We start from the raw sequence: 22,533 nt of genomic DNA, 5'->3' as shown, positions 1-22,533 counted from the left end.
CTGTTGAGTTCTCAAAAGACACCCGCACCACACCACCGGCCTCACAACCGGATCCGAAGGCGGATCGCCTTGACCCCACCACCATAAACACCCGACAAACTCGGACATCCACCGGGGGGACCATCTGGCCAACGGGGCCTGTTGACCGGGCTCTGCGGCCCGTTCTGTCCGGCTCACTCGCTGACCTGGATAAAGTTACAGCAGCGCTCAGGGCCCGTGAACAGGGGGGTCCCCTTTCGATGTCGCCGCAGGTCAGAGGCCATGTCCGTGCCGTCCGGAGCCGTCCGGAGCCGTCCGGAGCCGTCCGGAGCCGTCCGGGCCGGTCGGGAGTGGGCCGTGGGCCGCGGCGAGCAAGGGGGCGACACACGCAACGCGACACAGACAAGGGGTGCGACGGCCGGAGACGACCACCAGGCCGGCGGCGCCACCCCGGACCGAGGGCCGACGATCCCGGGTCGACGACCGCGGCAGAGCTGTTCAACCCAATTCCTGCCCGGATCCGGGCAGAATCCTGGCCTTTCACGCGTCGTGCGGTCAGTATCGGTCCGTGGATCCGGATCTCGTGCGGCACGTCGTCGTGACGACCGGTCTCCCGCAGGAGGTCGCGGCCCGGGTCGTGGCCGACGTCGTCGCGCACTTCACCGAGACCACCGAGCAGTTCGTCCGGCGCAGACACCGCGAGCTGCAGGCCCGCGGCCTGCACAACGACGCGATCTGGCCCCGGATCGGTGCCGAGCTCGGCGCCCGGGTGGTCGCACCCGGCGAGGTGTCGGCGCGTCGCCTGCGCAGGATCGTCTACGGCTGAGGAGGACGTCGCGTGTGCGGCATCGTGGGTTACGTCGGGTCACGGGAGGCCGCCCCCGTCCTGCTGGACGGGCTGGCGCGCCTGGAGTACCGGGGTTACGACTCCGCGGGTCTGGCGCTGGTGCACCGGCGGAAGGTGACGGTGCGACGCACCGCGGGCCGGGTGGAGGACCTCCGGAACCTGGTCGGCGAGAACCCGCCGCGCGGCCGGACCGGGATCGCGCACACCCGGTGGGCCACACACGGCGAGCCCAGCGACCGCAACGCCCACCCGCACACCGACACGGCCGGGCGGATCGCCGTGGTGCACAACGGGATCATCGAGAACGCCGACGCACTGCGCACCGCGCTGACCGCCCGCGGCGTCGTGCTCGCCTCGGACACCGACAGCGAGGTGCTGCCGCATCTCGTCGCGGAGGCCCTGGACGCCGGTGCCGGGTCGCTCGCCGAGGCCGTCCGCTCCGCCCTGACCCAGGTCGAGGGCACCTACGGCCTGGTGGTGCTCGACGCCCGGGCACCCGACGAGCTGGTCGTCGCCCGCAACGGGAGCCCGATCGTGCTGGGCGTCGGCGACGGCGAGATGGTCGTCGCGTCCGATCTGGCCGCCGTCGTGCGGCACACCCGGCAGGTCGTGTTCCTCGACGACGGCGAGCTGGTCACCGTCCGCGCCGACGGCATCGACGGCTCGACCCGCATCGCCCCCACCACCGTGGACGCCGACACCGGCGACTACGCACTCGGCGGGCATCCGGACTTCCTCGCCAAGGAGATCGCCGAGCAGCCCGACGCGGTCCGGCGGGCGCTGGCCGGGCGGCTCGACACCCGGTTCGCCACCACCCGCCTCGGCGGTCTCGAGCTGGACCCGCGGGACCTGCGCGGGGTCCGCCGGGTGCTGTTCCTCGGCTGCGGCTCCGCCTACTACGCCGGCGAGATCGGCGCCGGGCTGGTGGAGGAGCTCGCCCGGATCCCGGCGGCGGCCGAGCCGGCCGGCGAGTTCCGGTACCGGAACCCGGTCGTCGACCCGGACTGTCTCTACGTCGCGGTCAGCCAGTCCGGCGAGACGGCCGACACCCTCGCGTCGGTGCAGGAGCTGCGGCGCAAGGGCGGCCGGGTGATCGGCGCGGTGAACGTGATCGGATCGGCGATCGCCCGCGAGTGCGGCAACGGGATCTTCCTGCACTCCGGGCCGGAGGTGTCGGTCGCCTCGACGAAGGCCGTCACGAACATGGCCATCTCGTTCGCGATGCTCGCCGTGCTGCTCGGCCGGGTGCGGGACCTGTCCGTCGCCGACGGCCGCCGGCTGGTCGAGGGACTGCAGGCGCTGCCCGGGCAGATCGCCGGGATCCTGGAACGGGACGGCGAGATCGCCGAGATCGCGAAGCGGCACGCCGGCGCGTCGTCGATGTTCTTCGTCGGTCGCACCCGCTGCCGCCCGGTCGCCCGGGAGGGCGCGCAGAAGCTCAAGGAGATCTCCTACATCCACGCCGAGGCCTACCCGGCGTCCGAGCTCAAGCACGGCCCGCTCGCGCTGGTCACCCCGGAGATGCCGAGTGTCGTCCTGATCCCCGACGACGAGCTGCTGGCCAAGAACATCGGCACGGTCGAGCAGATCCGGGCGCGCGGCGGCCCGGTCGTCGCGGTGACCGACGCGGAGCTCCCGGACGGGCTCGCCGACGACGTCCTGCGGGTGCCACGGACCGAGCCGGAGCTGGCCCCGATCCTGCTCGCCGTCCCGCTGCAGCTGTTCGCCCGCCATCTCGCCGTCGCGCTGGGCCGCGACGTCGACAAGCCCCGCAACCTGGCGAAGTCGGTGACCGTGGAGTGAGCGACGACGGGCCGGTGCGGGTCGACTCGGTGCACGTCGCAGCCGAACGGGGTGCGCCGATGGTCACGGTCGACCGGGTCGAGGCGCGCGCCGGGCAGGGCCTCGTCGGCGACCGCTACCTCGGGACCCGGCACCGGCACGTCACCGTGCAGAGCCGCACCGAGCTCGACGCGGCCGCCGGGGCGCTCGGCGCGCCGGTCGGGTCCGGCCGGACCCGGCGCAACATCACCCTCGACCGGGGCGCGGTCCCGACCGAGCCGGGCAGCCGGATCGTCGTGGGCGGACCGGACGGCGTCGTGCTGGAGGTGGTCCGGCGCGCCGCACCGTGCCGGGTGATGGAGACCGCGGTCGGGCCGGGCGCGCGGCGTGCGCTGCACGACCGGGGCGGTGCGGTCTGCCGGATCCTGACGTCGGGGACGATCGCCGCCGGCGACCCGGTCACCGTGACCGGCCCCGGCACCGCCCGTCCGTGAACCGGCGCGGACCGGCCGCCGCACCGTCTCCTCCGTGACGGAGGGCCGCGTCGCGCGTTGAACCCGTCCGGGGGACCACGACGGAGGGAGGCGGTGCGGGTGCGGAACAGGACGGTGCGCCGGGCCAGGTCCCGGGCCGGAGCCGCGGCGCTGGCTGGGACGGTCGTGCTCGCCGTCGTCGTGACCGCGGGTGTCGCGACGGCCGGGACGGAGGCCGAGACCGGCGACGTCGCGCAGCGGACGCACGCCGAGAAGCAGGTCGCCGGCACACCCTGCTCGGTCTCGGCGCGGGCCTGCGTCGACCTGGAGTCGCAGCGGGCATGGCTGATCACCGACGGCGAGATCACCCGCGGCCCGGTCCCGATCACGTCCGGCGGAGCCGGTCAGGAGACCCCGACCGGGCACTCGTTCCGGGTGTACCGCAAGGAGGCCGACCACCGCAGCGGCGAGTTCGAGTCCCCCGACGGCGGCCCGGCACCGATGCCGTGGTCGGTGTTCTTCGCCGACGGCGGCATCGCCTTCCACGGCGGTGACCGGGACCGGGCGTCGGCGGGCTGCGTGAAGCTCGACCTCGACCAGGCCCGCGCGTTCTACGCCGACCTGCAGGTCGGCGACCGGGTCCAGGTGCTCAACGCCTCGACCGAGCGGGCGGAGCGGGAGAAGCTCGCCGCGGCCTGACGCCCGGACCCGCCCGGCCGAGCCGCCGGGCGTTGCCCCGCACCCGGGTGCGGATCGGCGCCAGCGCGCGGGCCGCCGTGGCCGGCCCGGGGACCGACGTCCCGGCGACGACCGCGGCCCGGGTGAAGGCGTCGACCTTCTCGGCCCACATGCGGGTCAGCTCGCGCCGCTCCCGCGGCCCGGGTGGCCATCCGCCGGTGACCAGCCGCGCCGTGCGGTGCGCGATCACCACGGGTGCGGTGACCGCGATCTCGGCGATCGCGAGCCAGGCCCCGGCGAGCGCGCCCGGGGCGGGAGGACGGAGCGCGGGGACACGAGAGGTACGGGCCATGAGCCGGACGGTAGCCCGGACCCCCGACAGTCACCGTCCGTGGCGCAACGGACCGCCGGTCACCGAATGCCCTCGACCGGTCACCGCCGGTCGCGCCGTGACACCCCCTTCCTCGTTAACGATGCCTCGCGGGGCGCCGACACGGAACCGACCGCGACCCCGGGGAGGACCACCGCATGCCCGTCGAGACGTTCTGGGACGGCCTGGAACGGCGCATCGCCACCGGCGACGCGCTGTCCGGTGGGCTCGGGGGGCTGACCCCGCCCGACGGTGTGACGCCCGAGGCGCTGCGCCGGGTCCTGGACCTGGAGGCGCACCACCTGCGCGATCCCGATCTCGCCGGACGGCCCGCGGCACTCCCCCAGCAGCTGCTGGCCCGTGCGGTCGCCACCGGCGAGAACGCGCTGGCCGGGGCCGCACGCCGCCGGATCGAGACGCGTGGCCTGCTGGTTCTGGCGACCCGGTGGCGGACCCGGCCGGCGTCGGCGGCGCTGCGCCGGATCCTCGACGGCCACGGCGACGCCGTCACCGGGCTGGTCCTCGAACCGGGCGGCCGGCTGCTGTCGGTGGACGCGTCCGGGGCCGTCCTGGCCTGGGACACGACGACCGGTCTGGCCGCCGGGACCGATCCGGTCGCGGGGGCCTGCGGCCCCCGGCCCGCGCTGGGATCACCCCGGGCCCGCGCGCTCGCCGTGTCCGACGACGGCGGGCTGGTCGCGGTCGCGGGTGCGGGCGACGTCGTCCGGGTGCTGGCCGCGCACGGCGCCGAGGTCGGGACGCTCACCGCCCCCGGCGCGGACCTCGGGGTGCTCGTCTTCGCGAGCACCGCCGGCGGGGCCACCCGGCTGGCCGGTGGAGCCGCGGACGGCTCGGTCCGGATCTGGGACGTCATCGGCGGCAGCCCGGTGACCCTCACCGAGGGACACACCGGGCCGGTCCGGGCGCTCGCCGCCTGCGGGCCCGGCACCGTCGTCTCCGGCGGCGCGGACGGTGCGCTGCGGATCTGGGACGTGTCCGCCGGTTCGCTGCTCACCGGCCTGGACGGCGACGCCGCGGTCACCGGGCTCGCCCGCACCGGGCCCGCCGAGCTGCTGGTCACCACCGAGGACGGCGGGGTGCACCTGCTCCATCTCGACGCGGGCGCGCCGGAGCGGCCGGAGCGGCTCGGCGGGGGCCCGGCCGCGACGGCGGCCGCCGGGGGCACCGGGAGTGCGCTGGTGGCGCGGGCGGACGGCGCCGTCGAGCTGTGGCGGACCGGTGGCGGCAGCGCGGGTGGCAGCAACGCGCGTGACAGCAGCGCCGACCACCCCGGCGGCGTCCGGGGTGGCACCGGGAACAGCAGCCCGGACGGTGCCGGTGGCCGTGGCAGCGCCGACGACGGCACCGAGGCGGCCGCCGGGGCCGCCGGACGTCCCGGCGGCGCGCCGGTGGTGCTCACCGGCCACGGTGCCGCGGTGCGGGCGGCCGCGCTGAGCCCCGACGGCACGATCGCCGCGACCGGCGACGACCACGGCCGGATCCTGTTGTGGGACACCACCGGCGTCGACGGTGGCGGGGACCGGCCGGGCCTGCCGGCCGCGGTCGGCGCGATCGCCGTCACCGGGGACCTGGTCGTCTCCGCCGCCCGGGACGCCGGGGTGCTCCTGGCCCGCGACCGGCACACCGGCGACGAGCGCTGGCGGTGCTCGACGGCCGCCGGGCACGTCTGGTCGGACACCGGCGGCAGCCGGCTGTTCACCGTCGCCGGCGGCAACGCACACCGGATCGACGAGCGGCACGCGACCACCGGCGTCCGTGCCGGATCGGTCGGGGTGAACGGCGCCGTGCTGACCGGGCGGGGCACGCTCGTCGTCGTCGGCGGCAGCGGCCAGGACGCCGACCGGGTCGCCGTCGCGGACGCCCGCACCGGCCGGGAGTTCCGCTCGGTCCGGCTGCCCGGACCGGTCCGCCGGGCCGCGCTCACCCCGGGCGGCAGCACCGTGCTGCTCGGTTCGGACACCGCCCTCGTCGTGTGGCGCACCGCGTCCGGCGAGCTGCTGGAGGCGCCGCTGCCCGGCTCGCAGCTGGCCGGCGTCGCGCTCGACGACGACGGCTGCCACGCGGTCGCCGCCGACGCCGACGGCCGGGTGCACGTCTGGACGGTCGGGGCGGCCGCCGTGACGACGCTCCGGGCCGATCCGGTGCTGCTGCGGGCGGTGGCCGGCCTGGCCGGGCACCGGGCCGTCACCGCGGGCTCCGGCGGCAGCGTCCTGCTGTGGGACCTGGCCGGTGCCGAGCTGCTCGGCCGGGCCCCGCTGGACGCCCCGCTCACCGCGGTGGCCGCGGTCGCCGGCACGGTCGCCGTCGGCGACGCCTGCGGCGACACGCACTGCCTGGACGTGCTGGAGGGGGCGCCGCTGCCGGCCGGCACGATCCCGGAGCAGGGCACCCGCGCGGCCGCGATCCCCGGACAGCGCGCACCCGGGCAGGGCGAGCCCGGCGGCACGGCGGCGGACCGGCCGGGGTCCGGGCCGGTGCCCGCAGCGGCGGGCGCCGAGCCGGGAGATCCGGCAGCGGGCGCGGCCGATGCGCAGGAGGGCGAGCGGGCGGACTCCGGACCGGCAGGGGCAGGGGAAGGGGAGCCCGCGGAGGCGGGGCCGGCCACCGGCCGGACCCCGCTGCTCCGCAGGCTGCTGCGGAGCTGACCCCGGTCAGGACGGCAGGATGTACCCGCCGAACTTGTCCCGCAGCGTCTTCTTGGAGAACTTGCCGACGCTGGTCTTGGGCACCTCGTCGATGAACTCGACGGCGTCCGGCAGCCACCACTTGGCGACCCGCGGGGCCAGGAAGTCGATCAGCTCGTCGGCGGTGAGCTGCTCGCCGTCCTTCACCACGACGCAGGCCAGCGGGCGTTCCACCCACTTCTCGTGCGGGACGGCGATGACCGCCGCCTCGGCGACCTTCGGGTGCGCCATGATCTCGTTCTCCAGCTCCACCGAGCTGATCCACTCGCCGCCGGACTTGACCAGGTCCTTCGTGCGGTCGACGAGCTTGACGTAACCGAGCCGGTCGACCACCGCGACGTCCCCGGTGCGCAGCCAGCCGTCGTCGGTGAACTGGCCGCCGTCGCCCTCGCCGCGGTAGTACTCCCGGGCGATCCACGGCCCGGCGGCCTGCACCTCACCGGTGGACGTGCCGTCCCACGGCTGCTCCTCGCCGGTGTCCGGGTCGGCGATCCGCAGCTCCACCAGCGGGACGGCCGGGCCCTGCAGTGCGCGGACGTCGGCCCGCTCGTCCTCGGACAGCTCGTCGTGCGCGGCGCGCAGCACCCCGAGCGCCGCCAGCGGCGAGGTCTCGGTCATCCCCCAGCCCTGCAGCAGCGGCAGCCCGGTCGCCTCGCGGAATCCCTCGGACAGCGACCTCGGCACCGCCGAGCCGCCGCACAGGATGGCGCGCAGCGACGACACGTCGTACTCGCCGAGCTTGGGCAGCAGGCCCATCCAGATCGTCGGGACGCCGGCCGCGAGGGTCACCCCGTGCTCGGCGACCAGGGTGAGGATCGCGTCGGGGGTCATCCCGGGCCCGGGCAGCACCAGCGACGACCCGGCCAGCAGGCAGCCGTAGGGCAGGCCCCAGGCGTTGGCGTGGAACATCGGGACGACGGGCAGCACCACGTCGCGCTCGCGGAGCCCGACGCCGTCGGCGAACAGCGTCGCCAGCGAGTGCAGCAGCGTGGAGCGGTGCGAGTAGACGACGCCCTTGGGGTTGCCGGTGGTGCCGGAGGTGTAGCACATGGCGGCGGCGGTGTTCTCGTCGTCGACGGTGAACCGGCCGGTCACCGGGGACGCGGCGGCCAGCAGCTGCTCGTAGTCCGACACCCGGGGGTCGTCCGGGATCTCGGGACCCGCGCCGTCGTCGATGACGACGATGTGCCGGACCGTCTCCAGCCGGTCGACGTGCGGCCAGAACACCCCCAGCAGCGACCGCTCGACGAACACGACCTCGTCGCCGGCGTGGTTCGCCACGTACACCAGCTGGTCGGGGAACAGGCGCAGGTTCAGCGTGTGCAGCACCCGGCCGGTGCACGGCACCGCCAGGTAGAGCTCCAGGTGCCGGGCGCTGTTCCAGCAGAACGTGCCGACCCGGCCGTCCGGCGAGATCCCGAGCGTGTCGAGCACGGTCGCCATCCGCCGGACCCGGACGGCCCAGTCGGCGATCGTGGTCGTCTCCGTCGTACCCGCGGGGGTCGCGGTGATCAGTTCCTTGTGCCCGAAGTACTGCTCCGCGCGATGGAAGATGTGCGGCAGCGTGAGCGGGCGGTCCTGCATCAGTCCGAGCATCGGTGCTCCTGGCGACGTGGTGTCCGGTGAGGTCGGTCACCGCGAGATTACCGCCGCCGCGGCGGGACCGGATGTTCCGGGCGTTCCGTACGGAGCAACGTGGGTACGCCTCCGGGCCAACGGGCGTCCCGCCGTGCCACGGACGGAGCGGGTGTCCTAATCTTTCCCGGTGCCCGCCGCCCGATCGGTTGGCGGACATGGTCGATGGGTCGAGCAGCCGGCCCGGCGTCCTCCGTCGGAGGACGGTTTCGCGCACGTACGAGGTGCCGCGGGCCGCGCCGGGCGGTACCCCCGACCTGCGCCGTCCCGGCCGGCGGAGGTCAGAGATGTCGACCGGAGTCTCGGGGCGCCGGGTCCTGCACGGATGCCGCGACGACCCCGCGTTCCGAGCGACCCGCTCGGCGTACCTGATCCTCGATCGCGACCTGTGCATCGTCGCCGCGAACCCCGCGTACTGCGACGCGACGTTGCGCGCGCCCGGCGAGCTCACCGAGCAGCTCATGTTCGAGGCGTTCCCGGACAACCCGGACCTGCCGGGGGCCGACGGCGTCGCGAACCTGACGGCCTCGCTGGAACGCGTGCTGCGCCACGGCCGTCGCGATCCGATGCCGGTGCAGCGCTACGACGTGCCCGGCCCGTCCGGGACGACCGGCTTCGTCGAACGGGTGTGGCTGCCGGTGAACTCGCCGCTGCGCTGCCCGGACGGGCAGGTGATCGGGATACTGCACCACGTCGAGAACGTGACGGGCCTGCTGACCGGCGGTGCCGGGGACGGCAGCGGCGCCGTGGCGCTGGCCCGCGCGCTGGACGCCGAGAACGCCGTGCTGCGCGCCCGGTTCGACCGGCACACCAGCATCGAGCAGGCCAAGGGCATGCTGATGGCGCAGCGCCGGTGCACCGCGGACGAGGCGTTCGGCCTGCTCCGGACGATCTCGCACGAGACCAACACGAAGCTCTACGCGGTGGCCGACGCCCTGCTCGCGGAGCTCGACGGCTAGCCGGGTTCAGCCGCGGACGACCAGCACCGGGCACTGCGCGTGCCGCAGCACGGCCTGCCCGACCGAGCCGAGCACCAGCCCGGCGAGCCCGCCCCGCCCGCGCGACCCGACGACGACCAGGCCGGCGTCCGCCGAGCCCTGGACCAGCGCGTGCGCGGGCCGGTCCTGGACGACGACGCGGTCCACCTCGACGTCCGGGTACTTGCCGGACCATCCGGCCAGCCGCTCGGCGAGCAGCGCCCGCTCCTCGGTCTCCCATGCCTGGTGGTCGACCAGGACGGCGACCGCCGGATCGACGACGACGTCGGACCAGGCGTGCAGCGCGCGCAGCCGGACCGCGCGCCGGGACGCCTCCTCGAACGCGATCCCGACGGCGGCCTCGCCGGCCGGCGACCCGTCGACGCCGAGCAGCACCGGCAGGCCGGAGTCCGGCGCCCGGTCGCCGCGCACCACCAGCACCGGCGACTCGCCGTGCGCGGCCAGCGTCACCGCGACCGAGCCGACCAGCAGCCCGGTGAACCCGCCCAGCCCGCGGCTGCCCACCACGGTGAGCACCGCCGAGCGGGACTCGTCGGTGAGCACCTGCCCGGGATAGCCGGTGCGCAGCTCGGTGCCGATCTCGACGCCCGGCGCCGCACCGGCGGCCACCTCGGCGGCCACCTCCAGGGTTCCCCGCAGCGACGTCACCACCTGGTCCATGTAGGCGGCGGTCAGGCCCATGTCGTGCCGCGGTGCGGCCGGCAGCGGGGTGAACACCGCGACCAGGCGCAGCGGGACGTTCCGGGACGCGGCCTCGGCGGCCGCCCAGCGGACCGCGTCGAGCGCGGACTCCGACCCGTCGACACCGACCACGACCGGCCCGGTCTGCTGTGCTGCCATGCTCGCGCTCCTCCCCCGGCGGCCGGTCGGGTCCGGTCCGCCCGGTGTCCAGGATGGCACCGCGCGGCCGGTCCGCGCCCGGGCCGTCCGGCCCCACGGCGGGGGACCGACGGTCCCGTCGCGGATGCCCGCAGTGGACCGTTGCGGCACGATGAGTGACCGCACGTCGATCATCGGAGGCGACATGACCGAACCCCGCCCGACCGGTCCGGCCCGGCCAGGGGGCACGCTCACCGGCCGCTACCTGCTGGTGCTCGGGGACGACCTGCTGGGTGACGACGACGCGGCGGCCCGGACCTGTGTGCAGGAGCTGACCGGGCTGGCCGACGTCACCAGCAGCCGGGACGCCCCGGCCGGCGCCCATCCGGTCCTGCTGGCCCGGCTCGGGGTCGCGGTCGCCGAGCTCGACCCGGAGCGGCTGCGGACCGCCCGCGCGGACCCGCGGCTGGTCGCCGTCGAACCGGAGCGGGTCCAGCGCGCGCTGGGCACCGGACCCGGCGTGTCCGCCGAGTACCTGCGGGGCTTCGCCGACGCCGCCACCTTCCTGCGCGACCGGGCGGCCGCCGGCGAGACCGCCGGGGCGCCCGCGCCGGCGCAGTTCGCCGACACCGACCAGCTGACCTGGGGGCTGCAGGCCACCGGCGTCGACGCGGCGACCGAAACCGGCGCCGGGATCGGCGTGGCCGTGCTGGACACCGGTCTCGATCTCGGCCATCCGGACTTCGCCGGCCGCGACATCGAGTCCCGCTCGTTCGTCGACGGGCAGCAGGTGCAGGACGCCCAGGGGCACGGCACGCACTGCGTCGGCACCGCCTGCGGCCCGCTCGCCCCGGGCTCGGGCCGCCGCTACGGCGTCGCGCACGAGGCCCGGATCCTGGTCGGGAAGGTGCTCGGCGACGACGGGTCCGGCACCGACGCCGGGATCCTCGAGGGCATCGAGTGGGCGATCACCAGCGGCGCGCAGATCGTCTCGCTGTCGCTCGGCGCGGACCTCGACGAGGTGTCCGCCGCCTACGAGAACGCGGGCCGGCGGGCGCTCGACGCCGGGGTGCTGATCATCGCCGCGGCCGGGAACAACGCCGAGCGCTCGGCCGGGAACGTCGGCTTCGTCGGCGTCCCGGCGAACAGCCCGTCGATCATGGCGGTCGGCGCGGTGGACGCCGCGCTCGCGATCGCCGACTTCTCCGCGGCGAGCTCGGCGGTCGACGGCGGGCAGGTCGACATCGCGGGCCCGGGGGTGGACGTCTACTCGTCCTGGCCGATGCCGCAGCGCAACGACACGATCTCCGGGACGTCGATGGCCACCCCGCACGTGTCCGGGATCGCCGCGCTGCTGTCCCAGCGCACCGGGGCCCGCGGCCGGGACCTGTGGACCGGGCTCACCCAGGCCGCACAGCGGCTCCCGCTGCCCTCGGGCGACGTCGGCGCGGGACTCGTCCGCGCGGTGGGTGGCTGAGATGGCCCGGGTGCTGGTCTCGGTCGCCCCCGGGCACGAGCCGGACGACGTGGCCGCCGCCTGCGCGGCGGCGGGACTGCAGGTGGAGAAGGTGCTGCACGCGGTCGGCGTGGTCGTCGGGACCTGCGACGACGAGCACCCGCCGGACCTGGCCGGGCTGCCCGGGGTGGGCGGGGTGGAACCGGACGGCGAGGTGCACCTGGACCGGTGATCGACGGTCGTGGAGCGCCGCGCCCGCCGGGCGGCCGGAGCGCTCCACGACTGGTGATCACGCCCGGGCGGCCAGCCGGGCCCGGGCCAGCTCGTGGGCGACGGTGACGGTGTCGGTGCCCCGCCCGGCGGCCTCGTCCAGGATCCGGACCGCGGTGGTGCCGATGGCGTCGATCTTCTCCTCGATACCGTCGTCGCTGCCCAGCACCTCGGCCTCGCAGACGATCACGCCGCCCGCGTTGGCGACGAAGTCCGGGACGTAGTCCACCCCCCGCGCGGCGAGCACCGCCGCGCCGCTGTCACCGGCGAGCGGGTTGTTCGCGCCCGGCACGACCGCGCGGGCGCGCAGCGCGTCGAGCACCGCCGGGGTGAGCACGCCGCCCGCCGCGCACGGGCAGAGCACGTCGGCGTCGGCGGTGAGGATCTCGCCGACCGGCATCGCGACGGCGCCCGCGCCGCGCGCGGCGCGCACCCTGGCGTCGTCGGTGTCGGCGACCAGCACCTCGGCACCGGCCGCGCGCAGCAGCCCGACCAGCGCGGACCCGACCTTGCCCAGGCCCTGCACGGCGATCCGGCGGCCGGCGAGCCGGTGCCCCTGCCGTCCGAGGGTGGCCTCGACCGCGCGGAGGACGCCGCGGGCGGTGAACGGCGACGGATCCCGCCGCGACGACACCACCGGCACGTCCCGGGCCAGCACCTCCATGTCGGCGGCGTCGGTGCCCATGTCGGCGCCCGGGATGTAGCGCCCGCCCAGCGCGGCGACGTGCCGGGCGTGCACCGGCAGGAACGCTGCCTTGGCGGCCGGCGTGGCCGTGGCGTCGATCACGCTCTTGCCGCCGCCGAGCCGGAGCCCGGCCAGTGCGGACTTGTAGGTCATGGCGCGGGCGAGCGCCATCGCGTCCCGGACGGCGTCGTCGAAGCTCGGGTAGGCGCGCATCCGCACCCCGCCCAGCGACGGCCCCATCGTGGTGTTGTGGATCGCGACCACCGAGCGGATCCTGGAGTCCGGGTCGCGGACGGTGGTCAGCTGCTCGAACTCGTCGGCGTCGGCGGGCCGGGGTGTCGGAAGGACGGCGGGCAGGCTCATGGGATCTCCACGGGGCGGCGGCAGCGGCGGTCCGGGGTCGGGACCGCCGGAACCAGTGCAGCGCCCGGGCCGCGGGCGGTGCAAGATCCGGACGCGAACGGGCGGGCGACACGCAACGAACAGCGGTTCCGGGGCCCGGCGGCGCCGGATCGTTGTGCGGCCCGGATTATCCGGTCGACGGGAGTCGCCACAGCACCTACCGTGGTCGGTGATCGCACGGGCCGTCATCCATCCGGCCCTGATGCCGGTCGCGCCGGGCGCCGCCCCGCGACCCGCCCGGCGCCGTCCGCACGACCGGACGGCGCGACCGGGCACCGACCTCCGACGAATCGACCACGACCGTGCACGCCTCACTGCTCCGACCCGACGACCCCTCCGTCCGCGACGCCGTCCACCGGCTCACCGCCGAGTTCGCCGGCCACCGGCTGCCCGCCCCGCTCGTCGAGAGCGTCGTGCGGGGCTCCCGCGACGATCTCGACTCCGTCCCCGCGCCCGCGCTGCCCGAGATGGTGGAGCGCCTGGCCCGGCAGCGGCTGATCGAGCACGTGGGCTGACCCGGCGCGGGCGCCGGGCGGCTCGGCGGGCCGGTCAGGAACCGGCCCGGTCCCCCAGCCGGCGCGCCCCGGCCGCCCGGCGCCGCATCGCCGCGCCGGCCAGCTCGTCGTCGACGCCGACGTAGACGTGCCCGTTCTCCTCCCGGACCGGGAACACGGTGATCGGCCGGGTGGCCGGCGGGCACAGCGGCTCACCCGAGCGGTAGTCGAAGACGCTGCCGTGGCAGGAGCACAGCAGGCCCTCGTCGGTCACCTTGCCGCTGGAGAGCAGGCAGTCCAGGTGGCTGCAGTAGTTCGAGGTGGCGTGCACCTCGCCGTCCGAACGGGACACGGCCACCTCGACGTCGCCGGCGAAGAAGCGGCGGACCACCCCCTCGGGGACCTGGCCGGACCGGGCGATCTTGTGGAACTCCACGATGGACTCCTCGGGCGGTGTGCTCAGGCGGAGATGCCGTCGAGCAGGTCGAACAGGTCGGTGTCGTCGTCGGCGAGTGCGGCGGCCGGGACCGGCTCGCCGAGCGCGATCAGCTGCCGCACCGCGGGCACGTCGCCGCCCCGCTCGACGGCGAAGGCCGCACGCACGCGGCCGTCGGTCCGGTAGAAGGCGGTGAAGTCGCCGTCGGCGACGCTGCCCCGCACGACGATGTCGGCCGCGGCCGGCGGGTGGCCGACGACCTGCAGGTTCAGCTCGAACTGGTCCGACCAGAACCAGGGCTCGCCGGGATCCTGTGCGGGCAGGCCGAGCAGCTCCCGCGCGACGGCGGTGCCGCCGGTGGTGGCGTTATCGACGTGCTCGACCCGGACGAAGCCGGAGCCGGCGGCGCGGGTGGCGACGTCCCCGGCGGCGAACACGCCGGACGCGGACGTCCGGCCGGTGCCGTCGACGACGATCCCGCCGCGCACCGGATCGGTCGCGATGCCGGCGTCGCGGGCCAGGCCGTCGTTCGGCACCGACCCGACCGCGACGACGACCAGATCGGCCTCGACCGGCCCGCTCGCCGTGCCGACCAGCACGCCGCCGCCGGTCCGGGTGACCGACGCGATCTCCTGGCCGCAGCGCAGGTCGACGCCGTGCGCGCGGGCCAGGTCGGCGCAGAACCCGGCCATCTCGAGGCCGACCTGGCCGAGCATCGGCAGCACGCCGGCCTCCAGCACGGTCACCGCGATGCCGCGCTCCCGGGCCGTCGAGGCGACCTCGGCGCCGATCAGGCCGCCGCCGACGACGACCAGCCGTTCGACGCCGGGCAGCGCGTCCCGCAGCCGCGTCGCGTCGTCGACGGTGCGCAGGTGCACGATCCGCTCCCCCGCCACGCCGGGCAGGGTCCGGGCCCGCACGCCGGTGGCGAGCAGCACCGCGTCGGCCGCGACGGTGTCGCCGCCGGCCAGCGTGACGCCGCCCGGCCGGACCGCCGCGGCCCGGGCGCCGAGCCGCAGGTCCACGCCGTTCGCTTCGGCCCAGGCGGGGTCGAGCAGCACGAGATCCTCGGGCGGGGTGTCGGAGCGCAGGAACTCCTTGGACAGCGGCGGGCGCTGGTAGGGGGCGTGCGGCTCGTCGGACAGCATGGTCACCGGGCCGTCGAAGCCGCGCCGGCGCAGCGTCCGCACGGCGGTGACCGCGGCCTGGCCGGCACCGACGGTGACGAGGCTGCGGGGCAGGTCGTTCATGATTCCTCCTGGCTGCGCGGGTGCGCGCTGACTTCGACGACGCCGTCGACCACCCGGACGTCGTGCACCGGCTGGCACTCGTCGCGGCCCTCGGCGCGGCCGGTCTCCGGGTCGAACGCCCACTGGTGCGCCGGACAGACGACCCGGCCCTGCCAGAGCGCACCCCGGGCCAGCGAGCGGCCCTTGTGGACGCACACGTCGTCGAGGGCGAACACCCGGTCCCCGACCAGGAACAGGGCGACCGCCCGGTCCCCGACCTCGACGCGGGTCCGGCGCCGGCGGGCCAGGTCGGCGACCGGGACGGTGGCGATCCAGTGCGCGGTCTCGGTGTCGCTCACGGGCTGCTCCCGGGATCGGGCCGCGGCGGGTGCGCGGGGCACCCGCCGCGGCGGAGAGGTCAGCGGCCCGGCGCGACGTAGGTGTCGTAGAGGGCCCGGGTGTAGGAGAAGCGCATCTCCGCGCCCCACCGGACGAACCGCAGGCAGCGCTGCTGCAGCTGCGGGGTGTCGGCGTGGTCGAGCACGATCTGGAAGCCGCGCTCGCCGTGCACCTCGTCGGAGGTGATGTGCAGGTCGAAGAACTCGATCTCGTCCTCGGTGAACCCGTAGGTCTCGCGCAGCGGCACGATCTGCCTGCGGTAGATGCCGGGGACCTGGGACTCCAGCCCGACGACGAGCGCGGCCGTCGCGACCACGAAGTGCTCGCGCATCGCGACCGCGTAGCACCACGCCTGCAGGCCGCGGGTGACCGCGTTCATGTTGTCCGGGTTCTCGATGCGCTCCTTGCTGGTGCCGCACGCCTCGCCGAACCGGATGAGCAGGTCGGTGTGCCGGATGTCGGCCAGTTCCTCCTCGTACATGTTCTGGAGGGTGAAGTCCTTGGCGTCGGCGCAGTGGTCCGGGGTGTTGCCGTAGATGTAGCCGAGGTAGTCGGCGAACGGGCCGACGTAGTGGTAGTGGTTCTCGGCCCAGCGCGCGAAGTGCTCGCGGGTCAGGCTGCCCTCGGCCCAGGCGGCGCTGAACGAGGCGTTCTTCGCCTCGCGGCCGGTGATGGCGTCCTCCAGCGCGGCGCGGAAGTCCTCCCGGGAGAGCAGGGCCGGGGTGGCGTCGGCCGTGGCCTGGTCGGCGGTCAGGGTCATGACGAACCCTCCAGATGATCGGGTGGGGTGGGAACCGGGCGGGTCCTGCGGCGGGCCGTCACGGTCGCCGTCCGTCCTCGGTAGCACCGACGGTATGCGGGCCGGTGGCCCGGTTCCCTGGTCAGAGGGCACAAGTAGGCCGGGAACCTTGCAGCACTGTGCACCCTGCGGGCACCCTGCGCGGTCGCCCCCCTGCACGACGACGGCCCCGGTGCCGCAGGGGTCGCCCTGCGGCACCGGGGCCGGCCGGTCACCGGGTCAGAACAGGAGCACCGCGACCACGGTGGAGAGCACCAGCCCGGCCATCACCGGCAGGAAGCAGCGGCGGGCCAGCTCGATCGCCGGGACCCGGGTCACCCCGGCCACCACGAGCAGCGACGACCAGGCGATCAGCACGCCGCCGCCGGACCAGATCGATCCCATCTGGCCGATCGCGGCGAGCGTCGCCGGGTCCACACCGGCCGCCGGCGCCAGCGCACCGGCCAGCGAACCGGTGAGCGGCAGACCGGAGAAGCCGGATCCGTCGAGCCCGCTGAGCAGACCGACGGCGAGCACCCCGAGACCGACGATCAGCGGGCTGGTGGGGATGAGCCCCTGCCCGGCCACCACCAGGTCGACCAGCAGATCGGGTGCGGTCGCCTCCTCGGGCAGCCCGAGGATCGACGGTGCGAAGTCGGCGCTGCCCAGGAAGAAGAACCCGGCGATCGGCAGCACGACGCCCATCGCCCGGAACGCGAAGACGAGACCGTCGGTCATGTGCTCGCCGACCGAGGTCAGCGCGCCGCGCGGACCGTCGAGCGTGACGCAGACCAGCACCACGAGGACGACCGCGAGGCCGCCGACCAGGGCCGCACCCGATCCGCCCTGCACCGGCGGGACCACCCCGAGCTCGCCCAGCACCAGGTAGACGATCATCAGGCCGAACGCGATCGGCACCGCCGCCGCGAAGAACCGGGACAGCCGCTCGGTGCGGGCGTCGAGCGGGGCCGGCCCGTCGCCGGGCACCGGCCCGCCGGGGCCGTCCGTGCTCACTGCGCCGCCGGGGCCGTCCGTGCTCACTGCGCCGCCGGGGCCACCAGGCGGCGGCACGTCGGCACCGCCCGCCGGGCCGCCGACCGTCGAGCCGACGGCGATCCGCTGCCCGGCCTCGGCGGGCACCAGCGGCTCGGCGTCCGGCGCTGCGCCGGTGAGCCGCCGCCGCAGCCGCCGGAGCAGCCCGGTCGACGGCCGCGCCCCGGCGACCACCCCGGACTCCCACTCCTCGAGGTTCGCGTCCGACGGTGCCCGCATGTGCCGGGCGAGCAGCACGGACATGATCACCAGCGCGGTGATCCCGGTGACCAGGGACAGGACGAACGCGACGTCGGCGACCCGGTCCGGATCGGTGCCCGCCGCCGCGGCGGACAGCCCGGGCGCCACCCCGATGACGTAGTCGCTGGACAGCGCCATGCCCTGGCCGGCGACGGCGATCGCCATCGCCGCCCCCATCGCCGGGAGCCCGGCCCGGATCGCGGCCGGGACCAGGATCGCCCCGATCAGCGGCACCGCGGGCGTCGGCCAGAAGAACAGGCTGATCGCGAAGGTGACGACGATCAGCACCCCCCACGACGACCAGCCGCCGCGCATCACCCGCTGGAACGGGGTGACCATGCGCTGATCGGCGTGCATCGCGCGGAGCGCACCCAGCAGCGCCGTCACCGTCGCGATGATGAGGAAGATGTTGAACAGTTCCGCGGCCGCCGTCAGCGTCGCGTTGAAGATCGACTGGACGGCGACGATCGGATCGCCGGTCATCGTCCATGCGGTCCCGACCGTCGCGAGCAGGGCGGGGACCAGGATGTTCCTCCGCGCGATCATCACGCCGAGGATCAGCAGAACCCCGCCCAGATAGACCCAGTGTGCAGCGGAGAGAGCCACCGCGGCCTCCTTCCCGCCGGTCACCGGCGGTGATGTGTGGTGGTGTGACCGGACACACTCACAGCAGGGCGATCGCTCATCCAGGCCCACAGTGCACAGCCCGTTGATTTCCGTTTGTGCACGTTGCCGTTACGGCACAGTGCACTGGCCGGGCCGCCCGGACTGTGCAGGTTTCACGTAGTCGGCGGGATCCGGGCGGTGGATCGTGCCCGCATGACCGTGCTCGCGCCCGCCCGCCCGTTCCCCGCGTCCGACCGCGTCCCGGCACTCGGCGCCGACGGCATGGTGTCCGCCAGCCACCCGGCGATCAGCCGGATCGGCGCCGAGGTGCTCGCCTCCGGCGGCAACGCGGTGGACGCCGCGCTCGCGATGGCAGCGCTCGCCTGGATCGCGCTGCCCGGCCAGAACGGGCTGGGCGGGGACACGTTCGCGCTGGTCCGCGAGCCGGACGGGCAGGTCGGTGCGTTCTGCGGGAGCGGTTTCGGACCGGACGGCGCCACCCCGGACCGCTTCCCCGGACCGGCGCTGCCCCGGCACGGCGCGCTGTCGGTGGCGGTCCCCGGCGCGGTCGGCGCGCTCGCCGCGCTGCACGCCTCCGGTGCGACCCGGCCGCTGACCGAGCTGTGGGCACCGGCGGCCCGCGCCGCCGCGGCCGGGCTGCCCTGCACCGCCCGCACCCGCGGCGACATCGAACGGCACCGGGAGCGGCTCGCCGCCGATCCCGGCACGGCCGCGGCGCTGCTGCCCGGCGGCAGGGTGCCCGCCGTGGGGACCCGGCTCGCCCATCCGGAGCTGGCCCGCTCGATCGCCGCGGTGGCCGCCGATCCGGCCGGCTTCTACACCGGCGGGCTCGCGGACCGCGCGGTCGCCGCCCTGGTGGCGGCCGGGGCCCGGTTCTCCGGGGACGAGTGGGCGGCGTCCGGCCGGGTCGTCCCGGAGCCGGCGCTGCGACGGCGCTACCGGGACTCGTGGGTGCACCAGACGCCACTCCCGACGCCCGGCTGGATGGTGCTCGACCAGCTCGCCGTCTGCGACGGGATACTGCGCGACGGCGGAGAGGCCGCGGCCCCGCTGTCCGCCGAGGCGGTGCACTGGCTCGCCGGGGCGGCCACGATCGCGTTCGCCGACCGGTTCCGCACCGCCGGACCGGACCGCACCGGCCCGGACCGCGGCGGCGACCCGGCCGCCGTCGCGCAGGCCAGGGACCGGATCCGGGCCGGTGACCTGCCCGCCCACGCCGGGGCCCGCCCGGACGGCGACACGACGTCGATGGTGGCCGTCGACGCCGAGGGCCGCGCCGTCGGGCTGATCGGCTCGCTGGCGTTCACCTTCGGCGCCGGGGTCACCGTGCCCGGCACCGGCATCGTGCTCAACAACCGGCTCGGCCGCGGCGCCTACCTGATCCCCGGGCACCCCAACGAGCTCCGCCCGCGCCGCCGCCCGCTGCACACCCTGAACTCGTGGCTGGTCACCGACGACGACGGCCGGTTGCGGCACGTCGGCAACACCCCCGGCGGGGACGGCCAGGTGCAGTGGAACACTCAGCTGGTGTCGCACCTGCTCGATCACGGCGCCGGCCCGCAGGACGCGGTGGACGCACCCCGCTTCTCGGTGTTCCCGGGCAGCGACGCGGGCGATCTCGGCGCGTCCGCCGAGCTGCGCTGCGAGGACCGGCTCGGCCCGGAGGTGCTGGCCGGGCTGGCGGCCCGCGGGCACCGGGTGGTCCCGGTCGGCGACCGGGGTGCCGGCGGGAGCGCGCAGGTCGTGTCGGTCGACCACGACAACGGCTGCCTGGTCGCCGGTGCGGACTCCCGCCAGGAGGGGGTGGCGCTCGGTGTCTGAGCGGCGGGGGCCCGCGCCGCAGGGGCGCTACCTGCCGGCGCTGGTCGCCGGCGGGCTGGTGCACAGCGCGGGGATGACGCCGCGCCGGGACGGGCGGCTGGTCGTCACCGGCCGGATCGGGGACGGCGTGGACCCGGGCACCGCGACGGCCGCCGCCGGGCTGGCCGCCGGGAACGCGCTGACCGCCTGTGAGATCGCGGCCGGCGGCGCCGACCGGATCGACCGCCCGGTCCGGATGACCGTGTGGATCGCCTGCGCCGGGCCGCACGCCGGGCTGTCCGCGATCGCCGACGGCGCGTCGGACGTGCTGGCCGCCCGGTTCGGCGCGGACCGGCTCCCGGTGCGTGCCGCGGTCGGCGTCGCGGCGCTGCCCGGGGACGCCCCGGTCGAGGTCGAGCTGACCCTGTCGCTGCGCCCGTGACGACCGGGGCGCCGGAGCGGGTCCGCGCCGGGAACCGCGCACCGGCCGTCTTCCTGGTGATCGGGACCTTCGCGAGCACGATCGCGAACACCCTGGTCGCGGTCCCGCTCGCGACGATGACCACGGACCTGGGCGCGCCGCTGTCCGCGGGCACGCTCGTCGTCGTCGCGTTCAACCTGACCTGTGCCGCGGCGCTGCCGCTGGGCGGCTGGCTCGGCGACCGGCTGGGCCGCCGCCGGGTGTTCCTGATCTCGATGGTCGGCGTCGCGGCCGGGGCGACCGGTGCGGCGCTCGCACCGTCGCTGGCCGTGCTCGTCGCGTTCCGGATGGTCCAGGGGGCGTCCGGGGCGCTGGTGCTGCCGACCGTCCTTGCTCTGCTCACCTCGGCCGTCGGGCCGGAGCGGCGCGGGCGCGCGGTGTCCTGGTGGGCCGCGGCCAACGGGGCGGGCCAGGCGGCGGGCCCGGCGGTCGGTGGGGTGCTGACCGATCTCGCGGGCTGGCGGTCGGTGTTCGTGGTGATCGTGCCGTTCGCGCTGGTCGCTCTGGTCGGTGCGTGGTGCACGCTGCCGCGGGCCGCCGGGCGCCCGGTGCCGCTGGAGGCCGGTGGCGCGCTGACGCTGACCGTCGCCGTCGTCGGTGTGCTGACCGCGGCCGCCGCGGCGGGTGCGGTCGGTCCCGGCTCCCCGGTGGTGTGGGTGGCGGCCGGCGCCGGGCTGCTGTCGCTGGTGGCGTTCCTCGTCGTCGAACGCCGGGTACAGCGGCGGGGCCGGCAGCCGTTCGTCCCGCTCGCGCTGCTCGCCGACGCCCGGTTCGCCCGGTCCGCCGTGGCGGCGCTGGCCCAGATGCTCGCGCTCACCGCGACCCTGCTGACCGTCCCGCTGTACCTGGTGTCCGGGGCCGGCATGTCCGTCCGGGACGCCGGGCTGCTGGTGGTGACGCTGCCGCTGGCGATGACCCTGCTCGCGCCGGTCGCGGGGCGGCTGACCGAGCGCCGGAGCCCGCGGTGGGCGCTGCGCAGCGGACTGTTCCTGCTCGTGGCCGCGCAGCTCGCGCTCGCCGGGCTGCTCACGGGCGGCGCCGGCGCGCCGCTGCTGGGCGCCGCCTGCGCGGTCGTCGGTGCCGGGATGGCGCTGACCCAGACGCCCGCCGCCGCCGGGGCGGCGCGGTCGGCGCAGGAGGCCGGGTCCGGCTCCGGGCTCGGGGTGTTCAACGCGCTGCGCTTCGTCGGGGCGGCGCTCGGCGGGGTGACGGTGGCTCTGGCGATCGGTGACGGCCCGGCCGGGCGCGGCCCGGCTGCCGCGGTCGCGCTGGTCTGCGCGTCGGCGGCGGTGTGTGCGCTGGCCGCGAGCTTCACCGGGCGGATCCGGGACGGGGACGGGCGGGTCTGACGGGCGGTGCGGCGGGCACGGCGGGCCGGCCTGCACGCACGGCGGCCCCGCACCCGGACGAGGTGCGGGGCCGCCGGGGTACCGGTCAGGCCGGGACGGCCCCGGCCACGTGCTGCTCGAAGGCGGCGAGCGCGGCGGCGCCGACCGCCTTGTCCTGCTCGCCGTTGCCGCCGCTGATCCCGACCGCGCCGACCACCTGGCCGTCGTGCACCAGCGGGAAGCCGCCGACGAACACGGTGAACCGGCCGGTGTGCATGTGCTGGATGCCGAACGCCTCGTTGCCGGGCAGCGCCGGCCCGTCCGGCGCCTCGTTGAACAGGTGGGTGGCGCGCTGGTGACCGGCCGCGGTGAACGCCTTGGCGATCGCGATCTCGACCCCGGTCAGCCGGGCGCCGGTCATCCGGTGCAGGGCGATCGGGTGCGCGCCGTCGTCGGCGACGCAGATGGTCTGGCGGACGCCGATGCGCTCGGCCTCGGCCTCGGCCGCTCGCAGCACGACGAGCGCGTCGTCGAGGGTCAGGCGGTGGATGGTCTGCACGGATGCCTCC

Annotated in this window: 22 protein-coding genes; 12 read left to right on the top strand and 10 right to left on the bottom strand. The window is 76.0% G+C overall.

Going from position 1 to position 22,533, the window contains the following annotated elements; genetic code table 11:
• Positions 1 to 547: 547 nt before the first annotated feature.
• From ACVJO7_RS25330 to ACVJO7_RS25315, 4 genes are all read left to right on the top strand, one after another.
• A complete protein-coding gene (locus ACVJO7_RS25330) occupies positions 548 to 805 on the top strand; it encodes a hypothetical protein (RefSeq protein WP_344025699.1) in 258 nt (85 codons plus the stop codon).
• A 12-nt stretch (positions 806 to 817) separates the two neighbouring features.
• Entirely contained in the window at positions 818 to 2,629 is a 1,812-nt protein-coding gene (gene glmS / locus ACVJO7_RS25325) for a glutamine--fructose-6-phosphate transaminase (isomerizing) (RefSeq protein WP_491674958.1), read from the top strand.
• Positions 2,626 to 3,102 (top strand): MOSC domain-containing protein, encoded by a 477-nt coding sequence (locus ACVJO7_RS25320; RefSeq protein WP_491674957.1) that lies wholly within the window; start codon positions 2,626 to 2,628, stop codon positions 3,100 to 3,102. Before glmS ends, ACVJO7_RS25320 begins: the two co-directional genes overlap by 4 nt.
• Before the next feature lie 99 nt (positions 3,103 to 3,201).
• Positions 3,202 to 3,780 carry a L,D-transpeptidase gene (locus ACVJO7_RS25315; protein WP_491674956.1) on the top strand — a complete coding sequence of 193 codons (579 nt, stop codon included), beginning with the start codon at positions 3,202 to 3,204 and terminating at the stop codon, positions 3,778 to 3,780.
• Here the strand turns inward: ACVJO7_RS25315 and ACVJO7_RS25310 are convergent.
• Positions 3,731 to 4,111, bottom strand: a complete 381-nt coding sequence (locus ACVJO7_RS25310; RefSeq protein ID WP_491674955.1) for a hypothetical protein — start codon at positions 4,109 to 4,111, stop codon at positions 3,731 to 3,733. The two genes, ACVJO7_RS25315 and ACVJO7_RS25310, sit on opposite strands and share 50 nt — an antisense overlap.
• Positions 4,112 to 4,287: 176 nt before the next feature.
• Here ACVJO7_RS25310 and ACVJO7_RS25305 point away from each other — a divergent pair, with 176 nt between their 5' ends.
• Complete coding sequence (locus ACVJO7_RS25305) at positions 4,288 to 6,795, top strand: WD40 repeat domain-containing protein (protein WP_491674954.1); 2,508 nt, start codon at positions 4,288 to 4,290, stop codon at positions 6,793 to 6,795.
• Between the two features lie 6 nt (positions 6,796 to 6,801).
• On the opposite strand, the gene ACVJO7_RS25300 is transcribed toward ACVJO7_RS25305, so the two are convergent.
• Positions 6,802 to 8,430 carry a long-chain fatty acid--CoA ligase gene (locus tag ACVJO7_RS25300; RefSeq protein WP_491674953.1) on the bottom strand — a complete coding sequence of 543 codons (1,629 nt, stop codon included), beginning with the start codon at positions 8,428 to 8,430 and terminating at the stop codon, positions 6,802 to 6,804.
• Positions 8,431 to 8,756: 326 nt separating this feature from the next.
• On the opposite strand from ACVJO7_RS25300, the gene ACVJO7_RS25295 reads away from it, so the two are divergent.
• Positions 8,757 to 9,428, top strand: a complete 672-nt coding sequence (locus ACVJO7_RS25295) for an ANTAR domain-containing protein (RefSeq protein ID WP_344025710.1) — start codon at positions 8,757 to 8,759, stop codon at positions 9,426 to 9,428.
• 6 nt (positions 9,429 to 9,434) lie between these two features.
• Here ACVJO7_RS25295 and ACVJO7_RS25290 read toward each other — a convergent pair whose 3' ends face one another.
• The gene (locus ACVJO7_RS25290) at positions 9,435 to 10,307 is read right to left on the bottom strand and encodes a universal stress protein (RefSeq protein WP_344025712.1); all 873 of its coding nucleotides are present in this window, start codon (positions 10,305 to 10,307) and stop codon (positions 9,435 to 9,437) included.
• Positions 10,308 to 10,491: 184 nt separating this feature from the next.
• Between ACVJO7_RS25290 and ACVJO7_RS25285 the strand changes: the two genes are divergently transcribed.
• On the top strand, positions 10,492 to 11,763 hold the full coding sequence (locus ACVJO7_RS25285; RefSeq protein WP_491674952.1) for a S8 family serine peptidase: 1,272 nt from the start codon (positions 10,492 to 10,494) through the stop codon (positions 11,761 to 11,763).
• A 1-nt stretch (position 11,764) separates the two neighbouring features.
• On the top strand, positions 11,765 to 11,974 hold the full coding sequence (locus tag ACVJO7_RS25280; RefSeq protein ID WP_491674951.1) for a hypothetical protein: 210 nt from the start codon (positions 11,765 to 11,767) through the stop codon (positions 11,972 to 11,974).
• A gap of 57 nt (positions 11,975 to 12,031) precedes the next feature.
• Here ACVJO7_RS25280 and ACVJO7_RS25275 read toward each other — a convergent pair whose 3' ends face one another.
• A complete protein-coding gene (locus ACVJO7_RS25275; protein ID WP_491674950.1) occupies positions 12,032 to 13,060 on the bottom strand; it encodes a Glu/Leu/Phe/Val dehydrogenase dimerization domain-containing protein in 1,029 nt (342 codons plus the stop codon).
• Positions 13,061 to 13,401: 341 nt separating this feature from the next.
• On the opposite strand from ACVJO7_RS25275, the gene ACVJO7_RS25270 reads away from it, so the two are divergent.
• Entirely contained in the window at positions 13,402 to 13,614 is a 213-nt protein-coding gene (locus tag ACVJO7_RS25270) for a hypothetical protein (protein WP_344025718.1), read from the top strand.
• Positions 13,615 to 13,648: 34 nt separating this feature from the next.
• Here ACVJO7_RS25270 and ACVJO7_RS25265 read toward each other — a convergent pair whose 3' ends face one another.
• The 5 genes from ACVJO7_RS25265 to ACVJO7_RS25245 all read right to left on the bottom strand — a co-directional run bounded on the left by ACVJO7_RS25265 (position 13,649) and on the right by ACVJO7_RS25245 (position 18,334).
• On the bottom strand, positions 13,649 to 14,029 hold the full coding sequence (locus tag ACVJO7_RS25265) for a Rieske (2Fe-2S) protein (RefSeq protein ID WP_491674949.1): 381 nt from the start codon (positions 14,027 to 14,029) through the stop codon (positions 13,649 to 13,651).
• A gap of 23 nt (positions 14,030 to 14,052) precedes the next feature.
• Entirely contained in the window at positions 14,053 to 15,279 is a 1,227-nt protein-coding gene (locus ACVJO7_RS25260; protein WP_491674948.1) for an NAD(P)/FAD-dependent oxidoreductase, read from the bottom strand.
• Complete coding sequence (locus tag ACVJO7_RS25255; protein WP_491674947.1) at positions 15,276 to 15,617, bottom strand: Rieske (2Fe-2S) protein; 342 nt, start codon at positions 15,615 to 15,617, stop codon at positions 15,276 to 15,278. Before ACVJO7_RS25255 ends, ACVJO7_RS25260 begins: the two co-directional genes overlap by 4 nt.
• A gap of 59 nt (positions 15,618 to 15,676) precedes the next feature.
• A complete protein-coding gene (locus ACVJO7_RS25250; RefSeq protein WP_491674946.1) occupies positions 15,677 to 16,417 on the bottom strand; it encodes an iron-containing redox enzyme family protein in 741 nt (246 codons plus the stop codon).
• Positions 16,418 to 16,675: 258 nt separating this feature from the next.
• A complete protein-coding gene (locus tag ACVJO7_RS25245) occupies positions 16,676 to 18,334 on the bottom strand; it encodes a hypothetical protein (protein WP_491674945.1) in 1,659 nt (552 codons plus the stop codon).
• Positions 18,335 to 18,547: 213 nt separating this feature from the next.
• Here ACVJO7_RS25245 and ACVJO7_RS25240 point away from each other — a divergent pair, with 213 nt between their 5' ends.
• From ACVJO7_RS25240 to ACVJO7_RS25230, 3 genes are read left to right on the top strand one after another with little or no spacing between them, the layout of a single operon-like run.
• A complete protein-coding gene (locus ACVJO7_RS25240; protein WP_491674944.1) occupies positions 18,548 to 20,176 on the top strand; it encodes a gamma-glutamyltransferase in 1,629 nt (542 codons plus the stop codon).
• Positions 20,169 to 20,597 carry a RidA family protein gene (locus tag ACVJO7_RS25235; protein ID WP_491674943.1) on the top strand — a complete coding sequence of 143 codons (429 nt, stop codon included), beginning with the start codon at positions 20,169 to 20,171 and terminating at the stop codon, positions 20,595 to 20,597. Before ACVJO7_RS25240 ends, ACVJO7_RS25235 begins: the two co-directional genes overlap by 8 nt.
• The gene (locus tag ACVJO7_RS25230) at positions 20,594 to 21,985 is read left to right on the top strand and encodes an MFS transporter (protein ID WP_491674942.1); all 1,392 of its coding nucleotides are present in this window, start codon (positions 20,594 to 20,596) and stop codon (positions 21,983 to 21,985) included. The genes ACVJO7_RS25235 and ACVJO7_RS25230 overlap by 4 nt, the downstream gene beginning before the upstream one ends.
• Positions 21,986 to 22,070: 85 nt before the next feature.
• Here the strand turns inward: ACVJO7_RS25230 and ACVJO7_RS25225 are convergent, their stop codons facing one another.
• Positions 22,071 to 22,523, bottom strand: coding sequence for a GlcG/HbpS family heme-binding protein (locus tag ACVJO7_RS25225; RefSeq protein ID WP_344025736.1), 453 nt, complete (start codon positions 22,521 to 22,523; stop codon positions 22,071 to 22,073).
• Positions 22,524 to 22,533: the final 10 nt, after the last annotated feature.

The sequence above is a fragment of the Pseudonocardia sp. DxW genome, from assembly GCF_058448985.1.
This window is presented reverse-complemented; position numbering and strand designations above follow the sequence as displayed.